General features: G+C 67.0%; 17 protein-coding genes. 14 read left to right on the top strand and 3 right to left on the bottom strand.

Translation table 11 applies throughout. The features are described 5' to 3' along the window. From HV786_RS17305 to HV786_RS17285, 5 genes are all read left to right on the top strand, one after another. Window positions 1-427, top strand: a 427-nt coding sequence (locus HV786_RS17305; protein ID WP_175211352.1) for a (2Fe-2S)-binding protein, incomplete at its 5' end; no start/stop codon positions are given. Window positions 428-535: 108 nt separating this feature from the next. After that, entirely contained in the window at window positions 536-1,261 is a 726-nt protein-coding gene (locus tag HV786_RS17300; RefSeq protein WP_175211356.1) for a hypothetical protein, read from the top strand. A gap of 83 nt (window positions 1,262-1,344) precedes the next feature. Beyond that, window positions 1,345-1,662, top strand: coding sequence for an ElaB/YgaM/YqjD family protein (locus HV786_RS17295; protein ID WP_056326638.1), 318 nt, complete (start codon window positions 1,345-1,347; stop codon window positions 1,660-1,662). Window positions 1,663-1,730: 68 nt separating this feature from the next. After that, window positions 1,731-2,147 carry a phage holin family protein gene (locus HV786_RS17290; RefSeq protein ID WP_056326639.1) on the top strand — a complete coding sequence of 139 codons (417 nt, stop codon included), beginning with the start codon at window positions 1,731-1,733 and terminating at the stop codon, window positions 2,145-2,147. A gap of 3 nt (window positions 2,148-2,150) precedes the next feature. Beyond that, window positions 2,151-2,513 carry a hypothetical protein gene (locus HV786_RS17285; RefSeq protein WP_056326640.1) on the top strand — a complete coding sequence of 121 codons (363 nt, stop codon included), beginning with the start codon at window positions 2,151-2,153 and terminating at the stop codon, window positions 2,511-2,513. 66 nt (window positions 2,514-2,579) lie between these two features. Here the strand turns inward: HV786_RS17285 and HV786_RS17280 are convergent, their stop codons facing one another. Continuing rightward, window positions 2,580-4,124, bottom strand: coding sequence for a UbiD family decarboxylase (locus tag HV786_RS17280; RefSeq protein WP_175211350.1), 1,545 nt, complete (start codon window positions 4,122-4,124; stop codon window positions 2,580-2,582). A gap of 81 nt (window positions 4,125-4,205) precedes the next feature. Here HV786_RS17280 and HV786_RS17275 point away from each other — a divergent pair, with 81 nt between their 5' ends. After that, window positions 4,206-5,024, top strand: a complete 819-nt coding sequence (locus tag HV786_RS17275; RefSeq protein ID WP_128827310.1) for a lytic transglycosylase domain-containing protein — start codon at window positions 4,206-4,208, stop codon at window positions 5,022-5,024. A gap of 56 nt (window positions 5,025-5,080) precedes the next feature. On the opposite strand, the gene HV786_RS17270 is transcribed toward HV786_RS17275, so the two are convergent. After that, entirely contained in the window at window positions 5,081-6,241 is a 1,161-nt protein-coding gene (locus HV786_RS17270; RefSeq protein ID WP_175211348.1) for a pyridoxal phosphate-dependent aminotransferase, read from the bottom strand. 43 nt (window positions 6,242-6,284) lie between these two features. Between HV786_RS17270 and HV786_RS17265 the strand changes: the two genes are divergently transcribed. The 4 genes from HV786_RS17265 to HV786_RS17250 all read left to right on the top strand — a co-directional run bounded on the left by HV786_RS17265 (window position 6,285) and on the right by HV786_RS17250 (window position 11,291). Then, complete coding sequence (locus tag HV786_RS17265; protein ID WP_175211346.1) at window positions 6,285-7,196, top strand: FAD-binding protein; 912 nt, start codon at window positions 6,285-6,287, stop codon at window positions 7,194-7,196. A 132-nt stretch (window positions 7,197-7,328) separates the two neighbouring features. Continuing rightward, window positions 7,329-9,617, top strand: a complete 2,289-nt coding sequence (locus tag HV786_RS17260; protein ID WP_175211344.1) for an NADP-dependent malic enzyme — start codon at window positions 7,329-7,331, stop codon at window positions 9,615-9,617. Continuing rightward, the gene (locus tag HV786_RS17255) at window positions 9,598-10,827 is read left to right on the top strand and encodes a patatin-like phospholipase family protein (RefSeq protein ID WP_254599488.1); all 1,230 of its coding nucleotides are present in this window, start codon (window positions 9,598-9,600) and stop codon (window positions 10,825-10,827) included. The genes HV786_RS17260 and HV786_RS17255 overlap by 20 nt, the downstream gene beginning before the upstream one ends. After that, on the top strand, window positions 10,824-11,291 hold the full coding sequence (locus HV786_RS17250) for a barstar family protein (RefSeq protein ID WP_056326651.1): 468 nt from the start codon (window positions 10,824-10,826) through the stop codon (window positions 11,289-11,291). The genes HV786_RS17255 and HV786_RS17250 overlap by 4 nt, the downstream gene beginning before the upstream one ends. Window position 11,292: 1 nt before the next feature. Here HV786_RS17250 and HV786_RS17245 read toward each other — a convergent pair whose 3' ends face one another. Then, the gene (locus HV786_RS17245) at window positions 11,293-12,024 is read right to left on the bottom strand and encodes a 16S rRNA (uracil(1498)-N(3))-methyltransferase (RefSeq protein WP_128827311.1); all 732 of its coding nucleotides are present in this window, start codon (window positions 12,022-12,024) and stop codon (window positions 11,293-11,295) included. Between the two features lie 206 nt (window positions 12,025-12,230). On the opposite strand from HV786_RS17245, the gene tkt reads away from it, so the two are divergent. From tkt to HV786_RS17225, 4 genes are all read left to right on the top strand, one after another. Continuing rightward, entirely contained in the window at window positions 12,231-14,267 is a 2,037-nt protein-coding gene (tkt, locus tag HV786_RS17240) for a transketolase (protein ID WP_175211342.1), read from the top strand. A gap of 15 nt (window positions 14,268-14,282) precedes the next feature. Continuing rightward, entirely contained in the window at window positions 14,283-15,293 is a 1,011-nt protein-coding gene (gene gap, locus HV786_RS17235) for a type I glyceraldehyde-3-phosphate dehydrogenase (RefSeq protein WP_056326654.1), read from the top strand. A gap of 93 nt (window positions 15,294-15,386) precedes the next feature. Then, the gene (locus HV786_RS17230; protein ID WP_128827312.1) at window positions 15,387-16,583 is read left to right on the top strand and encodes a phosphoglycerate kinase; all 1,197 of its coding nucleotides are present in this window, start codon (window positions 15,387-15,389) and stop codon (window positions 16,581-16,583) included. Between the two features lie 147 nt (window positions 16,584-16,730). Continuing rightward, entirely contained in the window at window positions 16,731-18,419 is a 1,689-nt protein-coding gene (locus HV786_RS17225; RefSeq protein WP_128827313.1) for a SulP family inorganic anion transporter, read from the top strand. The last annotated feature ends 6 nt before the right edge of the window (window positions 18,420-18,425 follow it).

Below are 18,425 nucleotides of genomic sequence, written 5' to 3'. Positions count from 1 at the left end.
CGTCGCGTCGGATGCCGCCGTGCTGCATGAGCTGGCCGACGCGCTGGACCTGCGGCGCCCGGAGGTCGCGTACGACGATCCCGCGCGCGGCTGCCTGCGCCGGGTCGCGGCCGGGCAGGGCGTGTTGCGCGCCTTTTTGCTGACGGGCGACCTGCGCGCGCAGGAGGCGTTGCTGGCCTGGGCGGCAGGCGGTGAGGCGCCGGCAAGCACCGCGGCGCTGCTAATGGGACGCGTCGCGGGCGCGGCGCGCTCCCGCACGGTTTGCGTCTGCAACGGCGTGAGCGAAGCGGCCATCCTGAAGGGCATCGAGCAGGGTTGCGACCTGGCGGCGCTGAAGGACACGCTGGGCTGCGGCACCGGTTGCGGCTCGTGTGTGCCGGAGATCAGGTCGCTGATGACGCGCGCCCCGGCGGCGGCGCTTGCGTGACGACACGTTCGGACATACGCCGCGCGCGGCAACCGGTGTAGTATCAAGCCAGCCGTCCCTCAAGGCGGGGACGGCATTTTCCGTTTTCTGGAGTGGCTTGTGACGACGATGCGAAAAATGGCATCCCTGGTTCTAGCGGCCGGCGCGTTGGGCGCGGCCGCCTCGGTGCAGGCCGGCGTGTGCGACGCGCAATTCATGCACGACGGCGGCTCGGTCCAACTGACCGGCACGGGCAATCTGGCGCTGGGCGCCGACCTGACTTTTGCCGAGGTTACAAAAAGCAATGGCGACAACTGCCGCGCGCGCGTGCAGGGCCTGGCCACGTTCAGCTACGCAGGCCTGCCGCCCGGCAAGTCCAAGCTCGATTACCTGATGACGGTCAAGGGCGGCCAGGCCACCTTCCTGCGCTACGCCACCGCCGGCGAAGCGCCCAAACCCTCCGAAGGCCAGTTCGACCTGCGCATGCTGGGCCTCTTTGCCTACGACGGCAAACTGGCTTCGGGCCAGAAGCTGCCCGGCTCGTCGTTTCGCCTGAAGATCGGCAAGGAAGCGCCCGTTGGCGGCCAGCCCAGCACCACGGTGCGCATCGGCGAAAAAACCGTCGGCCAGAAGACCGCGCTGACGACCGCGCTGGGCAAGCAGTCGTGCCACCCGATCACCTATACCCGCAATTCGGATCCCACGATGGCCACGTTCCAGGGCCTGACCATTCCCATTCCCGGCATGAACACGACGGTCACGGATTGGTATTGCCCGGCCGTGAATCTGGTGATGAAGCAGGACATCGACCAGGGCGGCGTGAGGTCCGCCGTTGAGATTACGCAGATCAAGTAGCACCCGGTAGCAAGCGGGCGTTTGCGCCCGCGTGGCCGCTGGTATCATCGTCTCGTCATGGACACACAACAGGAGCTCAGAAAATGGCAACGAGAAAATCCGAAGACGTCGCAAAAGAAAAACTGATCGACAGTGTCAAGACCAGCCTGAACGACGCCGAAAGCCTGCTGCGCGAAGCCGCCAGCAGCACCGGCGACAAGGCCAACGAACTGCGCGACCGCGCCCTGACGTCGCTGCGGCGCACGCGTGAGGCGCTGTACGAAGCGCAAGACGCCGTTCTCGAACGCGGCCGCAAGGCTGCCCGCGCGACGGACGACTACGTGCACGACAATCCCTGGCAAGCCATCGGGGTGGCAGGCGTGACCGGCCTGCTGCTCGGCTTGCTGATCAGCCGCCGCTGACAGGGCAGGATGTCCGGGCGGCAGGCACGGCAATGCGCCGCTGCCTGCCGCCCGGCGTTCTTTCAGCCATGGGTCTAAGAAAAACTGTATTCGGTGTTGCCTCCAGCCTGGTCGGGCTGATGCGCACGCGGTTGGAGCTGCTGGCTCTTGAAGCCGCGGACGAAAAGGCGCGCCTGCTCAAGCTGCTGGGCCTGGCGTTTGCGGCCCTGCTATTTCTGACGCTGGCGGTGCTGGTGGCCACCATCACCATCGCCGTGGCGTTCTGGCCCACGGAAGACCGCTATCTGGCCCTTGGCCTGCTCGCGGGGTTCTATGGTGTTGCTGGCGTGGTGCTGCTGCTGGTGGTGCGCCACGGACTCGTCTACGGACCGGCGCCGTTCTCGGCCACGCTCGAAGAGCTGGGCCGCGATGCGGAGTTGCTGGACAGGGTGCGCGAAGCCCAAGCCGACGACGAGACGGCGGTGCGCCGGCGCGAGGGGTTCTAAGTCATGCACAAACGATCTCCCACCGTCGACCGCGCCGTGCGCATCGAACTGCTGCGCGCCCGCGCGGCAATCGAGCGCGAGTCGCTGGCGCAGAACATCGTGTCGGCCGGGCGCAGGCTGGAACCCAGCGCGCTCATCCGCGGCATGCTGCCGGGCCTGGCATCGGGCGGCGCGTCCCGCTGGGCGTTGCAGGCCATCACGCTGGCGCGGCGCTACCCCATCATCAGTTCGTCGCTGTCCGCCATGTTCATGCGTGGCGGCAAGCGGGGCAAACTGCTCAAGCTTGCCGGCGGCGCGTTCGTGGGCTGGCAGATCCTGAAGGCTGTGCGCGGCATGCGCCAGGATGATGATCCGGAACGCGATTGAACTGACGCCTTCTGAAAAAGACAAAGCCCCGCTCGGGGCTTTGTTATTTGCGCGCGGTGCAGCCGGCTACAGCCCCAACTGCCCCCACATGTCGTCCACGCGTTTTTTGACGTCGGCGTCCATCGTGATGGGCGTGCCCCATTCCCGGTTGGTTTCGCCCGGCCACTTGTTGGTGGCGTCCAGACCCATCTTGCCGCCCAGGCCGGACACCGGCGAGGCGAAATCCAGATAGTCGATCGGCGTGTTCTCCACCAGTAGCGTGTCGCGCACCGGGTCCATGCGGGTGGTCATCGCCCAGACCACTTCCTTCCAGTCCCGCGGGTTGATGTCTTCGTCCACGACCACGATGAACTTGGTGTACATGAACTGGCGCAGGATGCTCCACAGGCCGAACATGACGCGCTTGGCGTGGCCCGCGTACTGCTTGCGGATCGACACCACGGCCAGGCGATAGCTGCAGCCTTCGGGCGGCAGGTAGAAGTCCACGATTTCCGGCAGCTGGCGACGCAGCAGCGGCACGAAGACCTCGTTCAACGCCACGCCCAGCACCGCGGGCTCGTCGGGCGGCTTGCCGGTGTAAGTGGAGTGGTAGATGGGATTGCGGCGCATCGTGATGCGCTCGACCGTGAAGACCGGGAACCAATCCTGCTCGTTGTAGTAACCGGTGTGGTCGCCGTACGGGCCTTCCAGCGCCATTTCGTAGCCGGTGTCGGGCGGCGGATTGACGCCGTCGGGGACAACGGGCTTGATGGCGCGCGGGTCCGAGGATGGCAGCAGATGGCCTTCCAGCACGATCTCGGCCCAGGCCGGCACGGACAAATTGCTGCCCAGCGCCTGCGCGACTTCGGTGCGCGAACCGCGCAGCAGGCCCGCGAACTGGTATTCGGACAGGCTGTCCGGCACCGGCGTGACGGCGCCCAGCGTGGTGGCCGGGTCGGCGCCCAGCGCCACGGCGATGGGGAAGGGCGTGCCGGGGTTGGCGATCGCGTGGTCGCGGAAATCCAGCGCGCCGCCGCGATGCGACAGCCAGCGCATGATGAGCTTGTTCGGCCCCAGCAGCTGCTGGCGGTAGATGCCCAGGTTCTGGCGCTTGGCGTTGGGGCCGCGCGTGATCACCAGGCCCCAGGTCAAGAGCGGCGCCACGTCGCCCGGCCAGCAGGTCTGGATGGGCAGGCGCGTCAGGTCCACGTCCTTGCCTTCCCAGACGATTTCCTGGCAGGCGGGGCTCTTGACGTTCTTGGGGCTCATGTCCCACAGCGCGGACTTCAACATCGACACCTTGGCCAGCGCATCGCGCAGGCCCTTGGGCGCCTCGGGCTCGCGCAGCGAGGCCAGCAGTTCGCCGATGTCGCGCAGCGCGCTGACGTCGTCGGCGCCCATGCCGCGCGCCACGCGCGCGGGGGTGCCGAACAGATTGGCCAGCACCGGCATCTGCGCGGGCTGGCCGTTGTGGCGGGGGTTTTCGAACAGCAGGGCGGGGCCTTCGGCCCGCAGCACGCGGTCGGAAATCTCCGTCATTTCAAGCTGCGTCGACACCGGCGCGGCAATGCGTTTGAGCTCGCCCATGCGTTCAAGTTGGGCGATGAAGTCTCTAAGGTCGCGGTATTTCACTACAGATCCCAGCGATTTGGTTACATTTCAGGTTCAAAGAGAGGTTAACATTGACTCCCTCTTTTTTACGCAGGAGGTTTTATGCCCGATGCGTCAGTGGCCAGCCTGTTCAGGAACATGGCCCAAGGAGTGCACCAATATCTTGCCGAATCCCTGCGCATTTGCTCTGTCTATCTGGGCATTGCGGTCATTGTGACGGTAAGCATGGGATTCGCCCTGCCTGGTTTGCGCGACCAGGCATTGCAAGTGCACAAAGCCTTGTTGACCGCCCTCGCGCCTTCATCCATGCAGGCCAGCTCCGAATCCGAAGCCGGCTCCGAACTGGGTGCCGACACGTCGTCGGCAATTGCCATGGCCGTACCCGCCGCCCCCATCAGCAACGCCACCGGCATGCTGGAGCCGGCCCGAATCGCGCCGCCCGCGCCCAAGAAAACCGCTTCGGCGGCCACGGGGCCACAGGCGGAAGCACTGCGCAACTATATCTCGCGCAAATACAAGGTCGCGTATGACGCGACCGGCCCGCTGTTGAACACCGTGTACAAGGTCAGCCGCGAAAAGCAGCTCGACCCCTTGCTGGTCCTGGCCGTGATCGCCATCGAATCGCGCTATAACCCGCTGGCCGAAAGCCATGTGGGTGCGCAGGGTCTGATGCAGGTCATGACCAGCGTGCACCAGGACAAGTTCGACGCGGTCGGCAAGAATCCGCTCGACCCGGCCGCGAACATCGGCGTGGGCGCCACGATCCTGCGCGACTGCATCAACCGCCGCGGTTCCGTGGACGGCGGCCTGGCGTGTTACGTGGGGTCCACCGGCCCGGACGACAACGGCTACGGCGCGAAGGTGCAGGCGGAACGCCGGCGCCTGGCGCTGGCATCGGGCATCGCGCTGGCGCGCGATTGATCCCTGGCCCCCTTTGCCAACAGGCGCGCTCCGCAAGGGCGCGCCTTTTCATTGGGTCAGCGTTGCAGCAGCACGCCCATCCGGGCCACCGCTTCTTCCAGGCGATCCAGGCCCGTGGCATACGAAAACCGCATCGTGTGCGCCGCATGCGCGGGTCCGAAGTCCAGGCCCGGCACGGCGGCCACGCCGGCTTCCAGCAACAGGCGCTGCGAGAACGCGGCGCTGTCCATGCCCAGGCTGCTGATATCCGCATAGATATAGAAGGCGCCGTCCGGCTTGACCGGCACGTCGATGCCCAGGCGTTCGAATTGCGGCAGCAGGTAGTCGCGTCGCTGCTTGAAGGCCTCGCGCCGGTGTTCGAAGATCTTCAGCGCGGCGGGGGTAAAGCAGGCGAGCGCGGCGTGCTGGGCCAGCGTGGGCGCGCAGATCGCCAGGCTGGAGGCAATCTTTTCCACCGGCGCGACCATGTCGCCCGGCACGATCATCCAGCCCAGGCGCCAGCCCGTCATGTGGAAGTATTTGGAAAAGCTGTTGATGACGATGACGTCGTCGTCCAGCGTCAGGGCCGAGCGCGGCTGGCCGTCATAGGACAGCCCCAGATAGATTTCGTCGACGATGGCAAAGCCGTCGCGGGCGCGCACCTGCGCCAGCAGCTCGGCCAGTTCGCCGTGGGCGATCGAGGTTCCGGTGGGATTGCTGGGCGAGGCCACCATCACGCCCTGCGTGGCCGGCGTCCAGTGGCGCGCCACGTCGTCGGCGGACAACTGGAAGCGCTTGTCGGCCGTGCTGGGAATCAGGCGGGGCATGCCGCCCGCGGCCAGCACGAAATTGCTGTTGGCGGGATAGGACGGATCGGGCATCAGGACCTCGCCGCCCGTGTTGACCAGCGCCGCGCAAGCCAGCGTCAGGGCGCCGGAGGCGCCCGCGGTGACGATGACGCGGCGCGGATCGATGGCGGCGCCGAACTGGTCGCGGTAGAACTGCGCGATGGCTTCGCGCAGCGGGGCGATCCCCGCGCCCGGGCTGTAGCCGCTCAGGCCCGCGCGCGCGGCGCGGTCCAGCGCTTCCACGACCTGAGGGGGCGCGGTAAAGTCCGGTTCGCCGATGCCCAGGCTGATAATGTCTTTGCCGGCCGCCTGCAGCGCCTGCGCCTGCTTGAACAGTTCCATCACCTGGAACGTCAGGAAATCGTGAGTGCGGGTGGCAAGGCGGGGCATCGGAATCTCGAAAGCGTCATCTAGCAAAAAAGGAATTGTAGTCATGCAGCCATCCCGGCGCGCCTTCCTCCTGGGACGTCGGCCCGTCCAGACGCCGTGGGCGGCCTTCGTGCAACGCCTGGCGCTGGTGTGCCAGGGCAAGGTCCGCGACCTGGGCGAGGGCGGGGCCGACGGCACATGCGCCGTCTTGACGCCCGTCCGCGACGCCGACGTCACGCAGGCCCGCAAACTGTGCGCCGAATACCGGGTGGTCCTGGAACTGGAGGGCGCGGCAGGACCGTTCGCGCCCTCGGCGCGGCCCCGCCTGCGGGTCGATCCCGTGCTGCTGACCGGGTTGACGCGGCTGGCGGGCGACACGCCCCGCTGGCACGCGCAGCCGGGGGTGACCTTGGCCGAGCTGGCCAGCGCCGGGCTGCGGCAATTTGCCGGGTTGCCGGGCGACATGACGCTGGCTCAATGGGTGGCGGCGCCGGCTGCCTGGCCGGCGGGCCATTGCGCGGCCTCGGGCCTTGCGGCGGCGGACGTGCTGCTGGCCGATGGCGTCGAGGAAACGCTGGGGGCGTTTGGCGAGGCCGATGTCCAGCCGCTGCGCTCGGCCACCGTCCAGCGCCTGGTGCCCGCGCTGTTCCAGCTGGCCTCCGGCGGCGATGCGTTCGCCACCAACGACGGCTATCACTGGCTGGGCCGCTACCGGCTGGATGCGCTCAAGCCCGAGGCGCCGGCCACCGTCAATCTTGCGCAATTGCTGTTGGGCCACGGCGGCACGCTCGCCTGGTTGCAAGGCGCCGTGTTAACCGATGTGCCGCCTGGCATCGACGCTCAGGCCGCGGACGAGCCCGCTTCCCGCCCCGGGCCGGCGGCCCCTGGGCTGGCCACCGTCCGGCTGGACGGACGGGTCAAGACTTTGTTCGACCCGGACGGCTGCTTCCCGGAATTCCAGTGGCCGGAAGTCTGAAAAACGTTCAGCTTACTGTAAGATTTCGGCGCTCGACGTCAAGAAAGCGCGAGGCCCGCGTATCGCGCCGCCCGGCATGGGAATAGAATTCCTCCCTCTTTCGTGTCACAAACTCTAGCCAGTAGCCGCCCTATGGATGCCAACCTTCGCAAAGCCGCCCTTGAATATCACGAGCACGGGCGCCCCGGCAAAATCTCGGTCACGCCGACCAAGCAACTGACGAACCAGCGCGATCTGGCGCTGGCGTATTCGCCCGGCGTGGCGGCGGCCTGTGAGGAAATCGTGGCCGACCCGGCCAACGTGTACCGCTACACGGCCCGCGGAAACCTGGTGGGCGTCATCACCAACGGCACCGCGGTGCTGGGCCTGGGCAACATCGGCGCGCTGGCCTCCAAGCCCGTCATGGAAGGCAAGGCCGTGCTGTTCAAGAAGTTCGCCGGCCTGGATGTCTTTGACATCGAAATCAACGAAACCGACCCGGACAAGCTGGTCGAGATCATCGCCGGCCTGGAAGCCACCTTTGGCGGCATCAACCTCGAAGACATCAAGGCGCCGGAATGCTTTACCGTCGAGCGCAAGCTGCGCGAGCGCATGAACATTCCGGTCTTTCACGACGACCAGCACGGCACGGCGATCTGCGTGTCGGCGGCCTTCATCAACGGCCTGAAGGTCGTGGGCAAGGACATCAAGCAGGTCAAGGTGGTCACGTCCGGCGCGGGCGCCGCGGCGCTGGCGTGCCTGGACCTGATGGTGGACCTGGGCCTGCCGCTGGAAAACATCTGGGTCACCGACATCGAGGGCGTGGTTTTTGAAGGCCGCACCACGCTGATGGACCCGGACAAGGCGCGTTTTGCGCAAAAGACCGACGCCCGCAAGCTGGCCGAAGTGATCCAGGACGCCGACGTGTTCCTGGGCCTGTCGGCCGGCGGCGTGCTGAAACCGGAAATGGTTGCCGCCATGGGCCCGCGTCCGCTGATCCTGGCGCTGGCCAACCCCACGCCGGAAATCCTGCCGGAAGTGGCGCACGGCGTGCGCGACGACGTGGTGATGGCCACGGGCCGGTCGGACTACCCGAATCAGGTCAACAACGTGCTGTGCTTCCCGTACATCTTCCGCGGCGCGCTGGACGTGGGCGCCACGACCATCACGCGCGAGATGGAAATGGCGGCGGTGCATGCCATCGCGGATCTGGCCGAAGAAGAGCAGAACGAAGTCGTGGCCGCGGCCTACGGCACGTTCGACATTTCGTTCGGCCCTGAATACCTGATCCCCAAGCCGTTCGATCCGCGCCTCATCGTGCGCATCGCGCCGGCGGTGGCCAAGGCCGCGATGGAAGGCGGCGTGGCCACGCGCCCGCTGGCGGACCTGGAAGCCTACGAGGAACAGCTGCAGCAGTTCGTGTACCACTCGGGCGCGTTCATGAAGCCCTTGTTCTCGGCGGCCAAGCGCATCGTGCGCGAAGGGGGCCCCGCCCGCATCGTGTTCGCCGAAGGCGAGGACGAGCGCGTGCTGCGTGCCGTGCAGGTGGTGGTGGATGAGGGCCTGGCCCATCCGATCCTGGTGGGCCGCCCTTCGGTGCTCTTGACCCGCATCGAAAAGCTGGGCCTGCGCTTGCGCCTGGGCGAGGACGTCGAAGTCACCAACCCCGAATACGACGAGCGCTTCCACCAGTACTGGACGACGTATTGGGAGCGCATGTGCCGCCGCGGCATCACCAAGGAAATGGCGCGTGTGGAAATGCGCCGCCGCATGACGCTGATCGGCGCGATGATGGTGCACCTGGGCGATGCCGACGGCATGGTCTGCGGCTCCGTCGGCGCGTATCACGACCACCTGCGTTTCGTGGACGAAGTGATTGGCCGCCGTCCCGGCCACAACGTGTACGCCGCCATGAACATCCTGCTGCTCAACGAGCGCACGGTGGTGCTGGTGGACACGCACGTGAACGACGAACCGACGGCCGAGCAGATCGCCGAGTTCACCGTGGCCGCCGCGCGCGAGATGCGCCGCATGTACCTGGCGCCCAAGGCCGCGCTGCTGTCGCGCAGCAATTTCGGCTCGGGCAGTTCGGCATCGGGCGCCAAGATGCGCCGTGCGCTGGAGCTGGTGCGCCAGATGGATCCCGAACTGGAGATCGACGGCGAGATGCACGGCGACTGCGCGCTGGACGAGGCGCTGCGCATGCGCATCCTGCCGTCCTCCACGCTCAAGGGCGAGGCCAACCTGCTGGTGTGCCCGAACGTGGACTCGGGCAACATCGCGTACAACCTGCTCAAGACGGCCGCGGGCGGCAACGTGGCGGTGGGGCCGTTCCTGCTGGGCGCCAACGCGCCCGTGCACATCCTGACCTCCAGCTCCACCGTGCGCCGCATCGTCAACATGACCGCGATGACGGTGGTCGATGTCAATACGCCGCGTTGAAGTCAAGCCGGCCGGCGGGTCGTGCCCGCGCACGCCCACCGGTCTGGTCCTGACGGGCGGCGGCGCACGCGCCGCGTACCAGGTGGGGGTGCTCAGCGCCATCATGGAGCTGCTGGACCCCGACTGGCATTCCCGTTTTCAGAACCCCTTCGACATCATCTGCGGCACCTCGGCCGGCGCGATCAACGCCGCCGCGCTGGCCTGCCGCGCCGACCGGCCGCATCTGGGCGTGCGGCGCATCCGCCGCCTGTGGTCGTCGCTGAACACCGACATGATCTACCGGGCCGATGCGCCCGGCCTGATCCGCACTGGCGTGCGATGGCTGGGCCTCTTGTCGCTGGGCTGGATGTATTCGGGCCTGACGCGCAAGCGCCCGCACTCGCTGCTGGACAATGCCCCCATGCAAGGGCTGCTGGAGCGGGTGCTCGACTTTCACAACCTGCGCGCCAACCTGGAAGGCGGGTCGCTGTCCGCGCTGGCCATCACCGCGTCGGGCTACACCAGCGGCGAGCACCTGACGTTCTATCAGGCGCACACCCCGATCGAACCCTGGCACCGCTACCTGCGGCTGGCGATCCCCACGCCCATCGGCATCGAGCACCTGATGGCGTCGTCGGCCATTCCCTTCGTCTTTCCGGCGCGTCAGGTGCAGGTGCATGGCAAGGGCGAATGGTGCGGCGACGGCTCGATGCGCCAGCTGGCGCCGATCAGTCCGGCGATCCACCTGGGCGCGCACCGCGTGCTGGTGATCGGCACCGGCTACCGCGACGACACCCATCCCGAAAATCGCGAGGATTCGCCCCCGTATCCGTCGCTGGCGCAGGTGGGCGGACATGCGTTGTCCAGCATCTTCCTGGACGGCCTGTCCGCGGATGTCGAGCGCCTGGAACGCATCAACTACCTGATGGACCACGCCGGCCCGAACGGCGTGCCGCCCACCGTGCGCCGCATCGAGGTGCTGACCATCACCCCCAGCCAGTCGCTGGATCTGATGGCGCTTGAGCATTTGCACGACATGCCGGCACAGGCGCGTGCGCTTTTCCGCGTACTCGGTGTATCGTCCGATCCACACCGTCCGGGGGGAGGGGCGCTGATGTCCTACCTGCTGTTCGAAGCCGGCTACACCAAGCGATTGATCGAACTGGGTTATGCCGATACGATGCGACGTAACGACGAAGTGATCGCCTTTTTCAGGGAGGCTCAGGCATGACGCGCAATGGCCAATCGAGTTTGCAGCGGCAGCTGATGCGCGGCGGAGCGCTGGCTCACGACGGGCTGGACAAGAAGGCCGTGGTGGACGCCGCGCATGAGCTTGGCCTGTCCTTGTTTGTTGCCAATTGCGACCCCTGCCGCAGCCGCTCGGCAGTATTGCGCGCCATCGTCAAGGCGGTGGATTTCCCCGAATACTTCGGCGGCAATCTGGACGCGCTCTACGACTGCCTGTGCGACACGGTGCTGGACCACAAATCCGGCGTGGTGCTGTGGCTGTATCGCCTGCATTCCGGCGACCCGGCCTTGGCGGAAGACGCCGGCCGCATCGAAACCGTCTGCTCCGACGCGGCGGATTTCGCGCACGAAAACGGCCGCGTGTTTGCGTATGTGATCGAGCACGCCGGCAAGCATCCCGATCCCGAACCCGGCGTGGCCGCGGCGCCCTACGGCGAAAACGACTGACCTACCACCCGCGCAGGGCGCTGACCGCCGACAGCAGCGCCAGGCCGGCAGTCTCGGTGCGCAACACTCGGGGCCCGAAGCGCACGGCGCGCACGCCGGCCTTGCGGGCCGCTTCCAGTTCCTTGTCCGACCAGCCGCCTTCCGGGCCGACCAGCAGGGTGATGGACGTCTGATCCGATGCGCCTTGCAGCGTGGTTGCCAAGTCTTCGGTGGCTTCCGGGTGGCACAGCACGCGCAATCCGTCGGCGGGTTGGGCCAGCCAGTCTTCCAGCGACTGCGGCGCGTCCACGGCCATCAGGCGGTTGCGGCCGCATTGTTCGGCGGCCGATTGCGCGATGCGCTGCCAGTGCCCGACACGCTTTTCCAGCCTCGCGCCCGACAGCTGCAGCACGCTGCGCTGCGCCGCGATCGGGCTGACTCGGGCCGCGCCCAGTTCCACGGCCTTTTCCACCACCCAATCCATTTTGTCGCCCGAGGGCAAGCCCTGGGCCAGCGTGATGCGTCCGCCCAGTTCGGCTTCGCGAGGGTTGAAGTCGCCCAGCTGGGCAAAGCCGGCCTTGCCCTCGACCTCCAGAACCGCGGGGTATTCGCCGCCCTGGCCATTGAACAGCGTGACGGTTTCGCCGGCTCGCAGGCGCAGCACGCGCAGCGCGTGATGGGCAAGCGCTTCCGGCAGGGCGATGCGGGCGCCGGCGGCCAGCGGGGCGTCGCAGTAGAAACGGGGGGCGGGCATGGGGAAGGGGATTCGAAATGACAGGGGACTGACGGAGTACGCGTAGCCTACCATTGCTTGCCGATCCCCCTGAAACCCGCGATTACATAGGGCATCCGGCCGATGGCCTCCGGGAAATCCCCTGATGCTAAAATCACCTGCTTCGCAACCTACTCAACTGGCCCTATTTCTTGTCGTAGGCGCGCCAGTTTCAAAGAGCCTTCCGAATGAGCAATCCGACCGCCCCTAAACTTGCCTTGGCGGATGCCATCCGCGCCCTCGCGATGGATGCCGTGCAACAAGCGAACTCCGGGCATCCGGGTGCTCCCATGGGCATGGCGGAAATCGCCCAAGCCTTGTGGGCCGGCAACCTGCGCCACAATCCCAAGGATCCCGCCTGGGCCAACCGCGACCGCTTCGTGCTGTCCAACGGCCACGGTTCGATGCTGATCTACGCCCTGCTGCACCTGACGGGCTACGACCTGCCGATCGAAGAACTCAAGAATTTCCGCCAGCTGCATTCCAAGACGCCGGGTCACCCCGAAGTGGGCATCACCCCGGGCGTGGAAACGACCACCGGTCCGCTGGGCCAGGGTCTGGGCAACGCCGTGGGCATGGCGCTCGCCGAAGCGCTGCTCGCCGCCGAATTCAACAAGCCGGGCCACACGCTCGTCGATCACCATACCTACGCGTTCACCGGCGACGGCTGCCTGATGGAAGGCATCTCGCATGAAGTGTGCTCGCTGGCCGGCACGCTCAAGCTGGGCAAGCTGGTCGTGCTGTACGACGACAACGGCATTTCCATCGACGGCCACGTCGAACACTGGTTCGCCGACGACACCGCCAAGCGCTTCGAAGGCTACGGCTGGAACGTCATCCGTGGCGTGGACGGCCATGACGTCGCTGCCGTGGACGCCGCCATCAAGGCCGCGCGTGGGCAGTCGGACAAGCCCACGCTGATCGTCTGCCGCACCGTGATCGGCAAGGGTTCGCCCAACATGGCCGGCACGCACAACGTGCACGGCGCGCCGCTTGGCAAGGACGAAATCGCCGCCACGCGCGCCGCGCTGGGCTGGTCGTCCGAACCCTTCCAGATTCCGCAAGACATCTACGACGGCTGGGACGGCCGCAAGCAGGGCGCCGAAGCCCAGGGCGAATGGCAGAAGCGCTTTGACGCCTACGCCGCCGAATTCCCCGCCGAAGCCGCCGAATTCACGCGCCGCATGAAGGGCGAGATGCCCGCGGGCTACGCCGACCAGTTCAAGGCCTTCCTGTCGGCCACGCTGGAAAAGGGCGAGACCGTCGCCACCCGCAAGGCCTCGCAATTCGCCATCGCCGCGCTGGCGCCGATGCTGCCGGAAATGCTGGGCGGCTCGGCCGACCTGACCGGCTCGAACTTCACCGACTGGAAGGGCGTTGGTGCCGTCCGCGCCGGCGACAAGGGCATCCAGTTCGGCCGCCACATCAACTACGGCGTGCGCGAATTCGGCATGGCCGCCATCATGAACGGCATCGCGCTGCATGGCGGCTACCTGCCGTTCGGCGGCACGTTCCTCACGTTCTCGGACTACTCGCGCAACGCCATCCGCATGGCCGCGCTGATGAAGCAGCGCGTCGTCCACGTGTTCACGCACGACTCCATCGGCCTGGGCGAAGACGGCCCGACCCACCAGTCGATCGAGCACGCGGCCAGCCTGCGCCTCATCCCCAACCTGTCGCTGTGGCGTCCTTGCGATACGGCCGAGACCGCCGTGGCCTGGAACGCCGCCGTGACGCGTCCGGCCAGCATCGGCATGGACGTGCATGACGGCGGCCCGACGGCCCTCTTGCTGTCGCGCCAGAACCTGCCCTTCGTGCAGCGCGACGCGGCCACCGTCGACGCCATCGCCCGCGGCGGCTACGTGCTGCGCGACGCCGAAGGCGCCCGCGCCGTCATCATCGCCACAGGCTCTGAAGTCGCCATCGCGCTGGACGCGCAGGCGCAGCTGGCCAAGGAAGGCATCGCCGTGCGCGTGGTCTCCATGCCCAGCACCGACGTCTTCGACAAGCAGGACGCCGCCTGGAAGCAATCCGTGCTGCCCAAGGGCCTGCCGCGCGTGGCCGTCGAGGCCGGCGTCACCGCCTTCTGGCACAAGTACGTGGGCCTGGAAGGCGCCGTGGTCGGCATCGACCGCTACGGCGAGTCCGCGCCGGCCGGCGCCCTGTTCAAGTTCTTCGGGCTGACCGCCGACAAGGTGGCCGAGACCGTCAAGCAAGTTTTGTAAAAAAGGAGCTTAGTCATGACCATTCGCGTCGCCATCAACGGTTACGGTCGCATCGGCCGCAACATCCTGCGTGCCCACTACGAAGGTGGCAAGAAGCACGATATCGAAATCGTCGCCATCAACGACCTGGGCGATCCCAAGACGAACGCGCACCTGACGCGCTACGACACCGCCCACGGCAAGTTCCCGGGCACCGTCGAAGTCGACGGCGAGTTCATGGTCGTCAACGGCGACAAGATCCGCGTGCTGGCCAACCGCAACCCGGCCGAACTGCCGTGGGGCGACCTGAAGGTCGACGTCGTGCTGGAATGCACGGGCTTTTTCACCACCAAGGAAAAGGCTGGCGCGCACATCAAGGGCGGCGCCAAGAAAGTCATCATCTCGGCCCCCGGCGGCAAGGATGTCGACGCCACCATCGTCTACGGCGTCAACCACGGCGTCCTGAAGTCGACCGACACCGTCATCTCCAACGCGTCGTGCACCACCAACTGCCTGGCCCCCCTGGTCAAGCCGCTGAACGACAAGCTGGGTCTGGAAAACGGCCTGATGACCACCGTTCACGCCTACACGAACGACCAGGTCCTGACCGACGTCTACCACGAAGACCTGCGCCGCGCCCGTTCGGCCACCATGAGCATGATCCCCACCAAGACCGGCGCCGCCGCCGCCGTGGGCCTGGTCCTGCCGGAACTGAACGGCAAGCTGGACGGCTACGCCATCCGCGTCCCGACCATCAACGTGTCGCTGGTCGACCTGTCGTTCGTGGCCAGCCGCGACACGACCGCCGAAGAAGTGAACGGCATCCTGAAGGCCGCCTCGGAAGGCGAGCTCAAGGGCATCCTGGACTACAACACCGAACCCCTGGTCTCGGTCGACTACAACCACAACCCGGCCTCCAGCACCGTTGACGCGTCGCTGACCAAGGTCTCGGGCCGTCTGGTCAAGGTCTCGTCCTGGTACGACAACGAGTGGGGCTTCTCGAACCGCATGCTCGACACCACCGTCGCGCTGATGTCGGCCAAGTAAGCACTCCGCCAGTCCATAAGGGGACGGATTTATTTTCCGCCAGTGCGGAAAATGGGTTCGTCCCCTTTGTTCGCCTACCGAAGGAATCCAAATATGTCCAAGGTCCAAACCCTGTCCGCGCTGGCCAAGGCCGGCGCCCTGTCCGGCAAGCGTGTGTTCATCCGCGCCGACCTGAACGTCCCGTTCGATGACGCTGGCCGCATCAGCGAAGACACCCGCATCCGCGCCTCGGTGCCCGGCATCCGCCTGGCGCTGGACGCCGGCGCCGCCGTGATGGTCACGTCCCACCTGGGCCGCCCCAAAGAAGGCGTCTTGACCGACGCCGATTCGCTTGCCAAGGTCGGCCAGCGCCTGTCCGAACTGCTGGGCATGCCCGTGCCGCTGGTGCGCGACTGGGTCGATGGCGTGAAGGTCGATCACGGCCAGGTCGTGCTGCTGGAAAACTGCCGCGTGAACGTCGGCGAAAAGAAGGACGACGAGGCGCTTGCCAAGAAGATGGCCGCGCTGTGTGACGTGTATGTCAACGACGCCTTCGGCACGGCGCATCGCGCTGAAGCCACCACGCACGGTATCGCGCGCTTTGCCCCCGTGGCCTGCGCCGGCCCGCTGCTGGAAGCCGAACTTGACGCCCTGGGCCGTGCGCTGCACGAACCGAAGCGTCCCCTGGTCGCGATCGTGGGCGGCTCCAAGGTGTCGACCAAGCTGTCCATCCTGCAATCGCTGGCCGACAAGGTCGACCAGCTGGTCGTGGGCGGCGGCATCGCCAACACGTTCATGCTGGCCGCCGGCCTGTCCATCGGCAAGTCGCTGGCCGAGCCCGACCAGGTGGAGCAGGCCCGCGCCGTCATCGATATCATGAAAAAGCGCGGCGCGGCCGTGCCGATTCCCGTTGACGTGGTGTGCGCCAAGTCGTTCGGCGCCGACGCCGAGGCCACCGTGAAGGCGGCCACCGACGTGGCCGACGACGACATGATCCTGGACATCGGCCCGCAGACCGCGGCGCAACTGGCCGAGATCCTCAAAAAGGCCGGCACCATCGTCTGGAACGGCCCGGTGGGCGTGTTCGAATTCGACCAGTTCGCCAATGGCACGGAAGTGGTCGCCCGCGCCATCGCCGACTCCGAAGGCTTCTCGATCGCCGGCGGCGGCGACACCCTGGCCGCCATCGCCAAGTACAAGATCGGCGAGAAGGTCGGCTACATCTCCACCGGCGGCGGCGCCTTCCTGGAATTCCTGGAAGGCAAGGCCCTGCCCGCCGTGGCAGTGCTGCAAGCGCGCGCCGCGGGCTGATGTAGCGGTCTGACGGGTGTCTGACGCTCGGCAGCTGTCAGACACCCGGATTGATTTACCTTGCACCGCCCTTGAGCGAGTTGGTTTAGGCTTGGTGGTCGTCCCGCGTCGTGTGGGAGTCCTTTTTTCAGGTCGTCCTGCTGCACCATGAACCTTCGCGTCATTCCTGGCCTGGCCAACTTCCAGGGCATCACCCGCGACTCGGCCCGGCGCGACATCACGGCGGGCCTTAGCGTGGCCGCGGTGGCGCTGCCGGTGGGGCTGGCCTATTCGGCCATGATGGGGGTGCCGCCCGTTGCCGGGCTGTGGGCCGCCATTGCGGGCATGCTTGCCTACGCGTTCTTCGGCTCGTCGCGCACGCTCATCGTCGGTCCCGACACCGCCACCTGCACCCTCATTGCCGCCACGTTGACCGGCATGGCGCTGACCACACCCGAGGCGCGGCTGCAGGCCGCCACCAGCATCGCGCTCACCGTTGGCGTGGGTTGCCTCATCGCCCGGATCCTGCGGCTGGGCGTGCTTGCGAACCTGCTGTCGCGGCCGGTGCTGATCGGGTACATGGCCGGCGTGGCGATCACGCTGGCGACGTCGCAACTGAGCGGCCTGACGGGCGTGGGCCTGCGCAACAGCGGCCTGATCCACCCGTTCATGGAACTGTCCCACCGGCTGTCCGAAATCCGGCTGCCGACGCTGTTCCTGGGGCTGGCCTCGTGCATCTTCCTGGTGGCGATCAAACGCTGGCGGCCTTCGTGGCCCGGCCCCATTTTGCTGGTGGTCGCGACCTGCCTGCTTTCCTGGCTGTTCAATTTCCCGGCGATGGGCATCGCGGTGGTGGGCGACGTGCCGGCCGGGCTGCCGGCCTTCAATCTGCCCGTCAGCCTGGAAGGCGTGGACGGCATCCTGCTGGGCGCGGCGGGGGTGCTGGTCGTCAGTTTTTCCAGTGGCATCGTGACGGCCCGCAGCTTTGCGGCGCGCACGGGCGACCACGTCGACCCGAACCGCGAACTGGTGGGGTTTGGCGCGGCCAATGTGGCCGCGGGCTTGTTCCAGGGCTACGTCGTGACGGGCGCCGATTCGCGCACGGCGGTCGGGCTGGTGGCCGGCGGGTCGTCGCCGCTCGTCAGCATCAGCGCGGCGGCCGCGCTGGCCGTCGTGGTGGGCCTGTTGAGCGAGCCGCTGTTTTGGCTGCCGCAGTTTGCGCTGTCGGCCATCCTGCTGCTCGCCGCGGCCAGCCTGTTCGACTGGCAAGCCTTCAAGCGCCTGGCGCGGATATCTCGGATCGAACTCGCGTTCGGCGTCCTGGCGGCCGTGGGCGTGGTGGGATTCGGCGTGCTGCAGGGCGTCGCGGTTTCCGTGGGCGCGACGCTGCTCTATGCCATGTATGTGTCCGGCAATCCCCGCGATGCGCTGCTTGGCCGCTTGCCGGGCGAAACGGTGCTGGGCAAGATGCACCTGAATCCGCAGGCCCAGCCCGTGCAGGGCGCCGTGATCTGGCTGTTCGAGTCCTCGGTCTGGTTCTTCAATGCGGACGCGTTCCGCCGCCGCGCGCGCGAAGTCATCGAACAGGCGGGCCACGTGCGCTGGTTCGTGCTGGACGCCGAAGCCATGACCCAGGCCGATGCCGACGCCGTCGAGGCGCTGTATGAACTCAAACGCATCCTGGACGAGCGCGGCATCTCATTGCTGGTCGCGGGCGGCCACGGCAAGTTCCGCGAGGCGCTGCAGCGCTCGGGGCTGGTCAAGAAGATCGGGCCGGACAGGATCTTCGTCAGTCCTGAACAGGCGGTGGAAGCCATCGAGCGCTGGCGCCAGGGCGGGCCGGCGACGCTGGGCTGACCTTCG

The organism is Achromobacter mucicolens, assembly GCF_902859725.1.
In the GTDB taxonomy this organism is placed as follows: Bacteria; Pseudomonadota; Gammaproteobacteria; order Burkholderiales; family Burkholderiaceae_B; genus Achromobacter; species Achromobacter mucicolens.
This window is presented reverse-complemented; position numbering and strand designations above follow the sequence as displayed.

Coding starts and splice junctions, on each gene's coding strand:
- tkt (WP_175211342.1), top strand. CDS start 12,231: ATGAGCAATCCGACCGCCCCTAAACTTGCCTTGGCGGATGCCATCCGC.
- HV786_RS17275 (WP_128827310.1), top strand. CDS start 4,206: ATGCCCGATGCGTCAGTGGCCAGCCTGTTCAGGAACATGGCCCAAGGA.
- HV786_RS17250 (WP_056326651.1), top strand. CDS start 10,824: ATGACGCGCAATGGCCAATCGAGTTTGCAGCGGCAGCTGATGCGCGGC.
- HV786_RS17230 (WP_128827312.1), top strand. CDS start 15,387: ATGTCCAAGGTCCAAACCCTGTCCGCGCTGGCCAAGGCCGGCGCCCTG.
- HV786_RS17265 (WP_175211346.1), top strand. CDS start 6,285: ATGCAGCCATCCCGGCGCGCCTTCCTCCTGGGACGTCGGCCCGTCCAG.
- HV786_RS17255 (WP_254599488.1), top strand. CDS start 9,598: ATGTCAATACGCCGCGTTGAAGTCAAGCCGGCCGGCGGGTCGTGCCCG.
- HV786_RS17260 (WP_175211344.1), top strand. CDS start 7,329: ATGGATGCCAACCTTCGCAAAGCCGCCCTTGAATATCACGAGCACGGG.
- HV786_RS17290 (WP_056326639.1), top strand. CDS start 1,731: ATGGGTCTAAGAAAAACTGTATTCGGTGTTGCCTCCAGCCTGGTCGGG.
- HV786_RS17295 (WP_056326638.1), top strand. CDS start 1,345: ATGGCAACGAGAAAATCCGAAGACGTCGCAAAAGAAAAACTGATCGAC.
- HV786_RS17300 (WP_175211356.1), top strand. CDS start 536: ATGCGAAAAATGGCATCCCTGGTTCTAGCGGCCGGCGCGTTGGGCGCG.
- gap (WP_056326654.1), top strand. CDS start 14,283: ATGACCATTCGCGTCGCCATCAACGGTTACGGTCGCATCGGCCGCAAC.
- HV786_RS17285 (WP_056326640.1), top strand. CDS start 2,151: ATGCACAAACGATCTCCCACCGTCGACCGCGCCGTGCGCATCGAACTG.
- HV786_RS17270 (WP_175211348.1), bottom strand. CDS start 6,241: ATGCCCCGCCTTGCCACCCGCACTCACGATTTCCTGACGTTCCAGGTG.
- HV786_RS17225 (WP_128827313.1), top strand. CDS start 16,731: ATGAACCTTCGCGTCATTCCTGGCCTGGCCAACTTCCAGGGCATCACC.
- HV786_RS17245 (WP_128827311.1), bottom strand. CDS start 12,024: ATGCCCGCCCCCCGTTTCTACTGCGACGCCCCGCTGGCCGCCGGCGCC.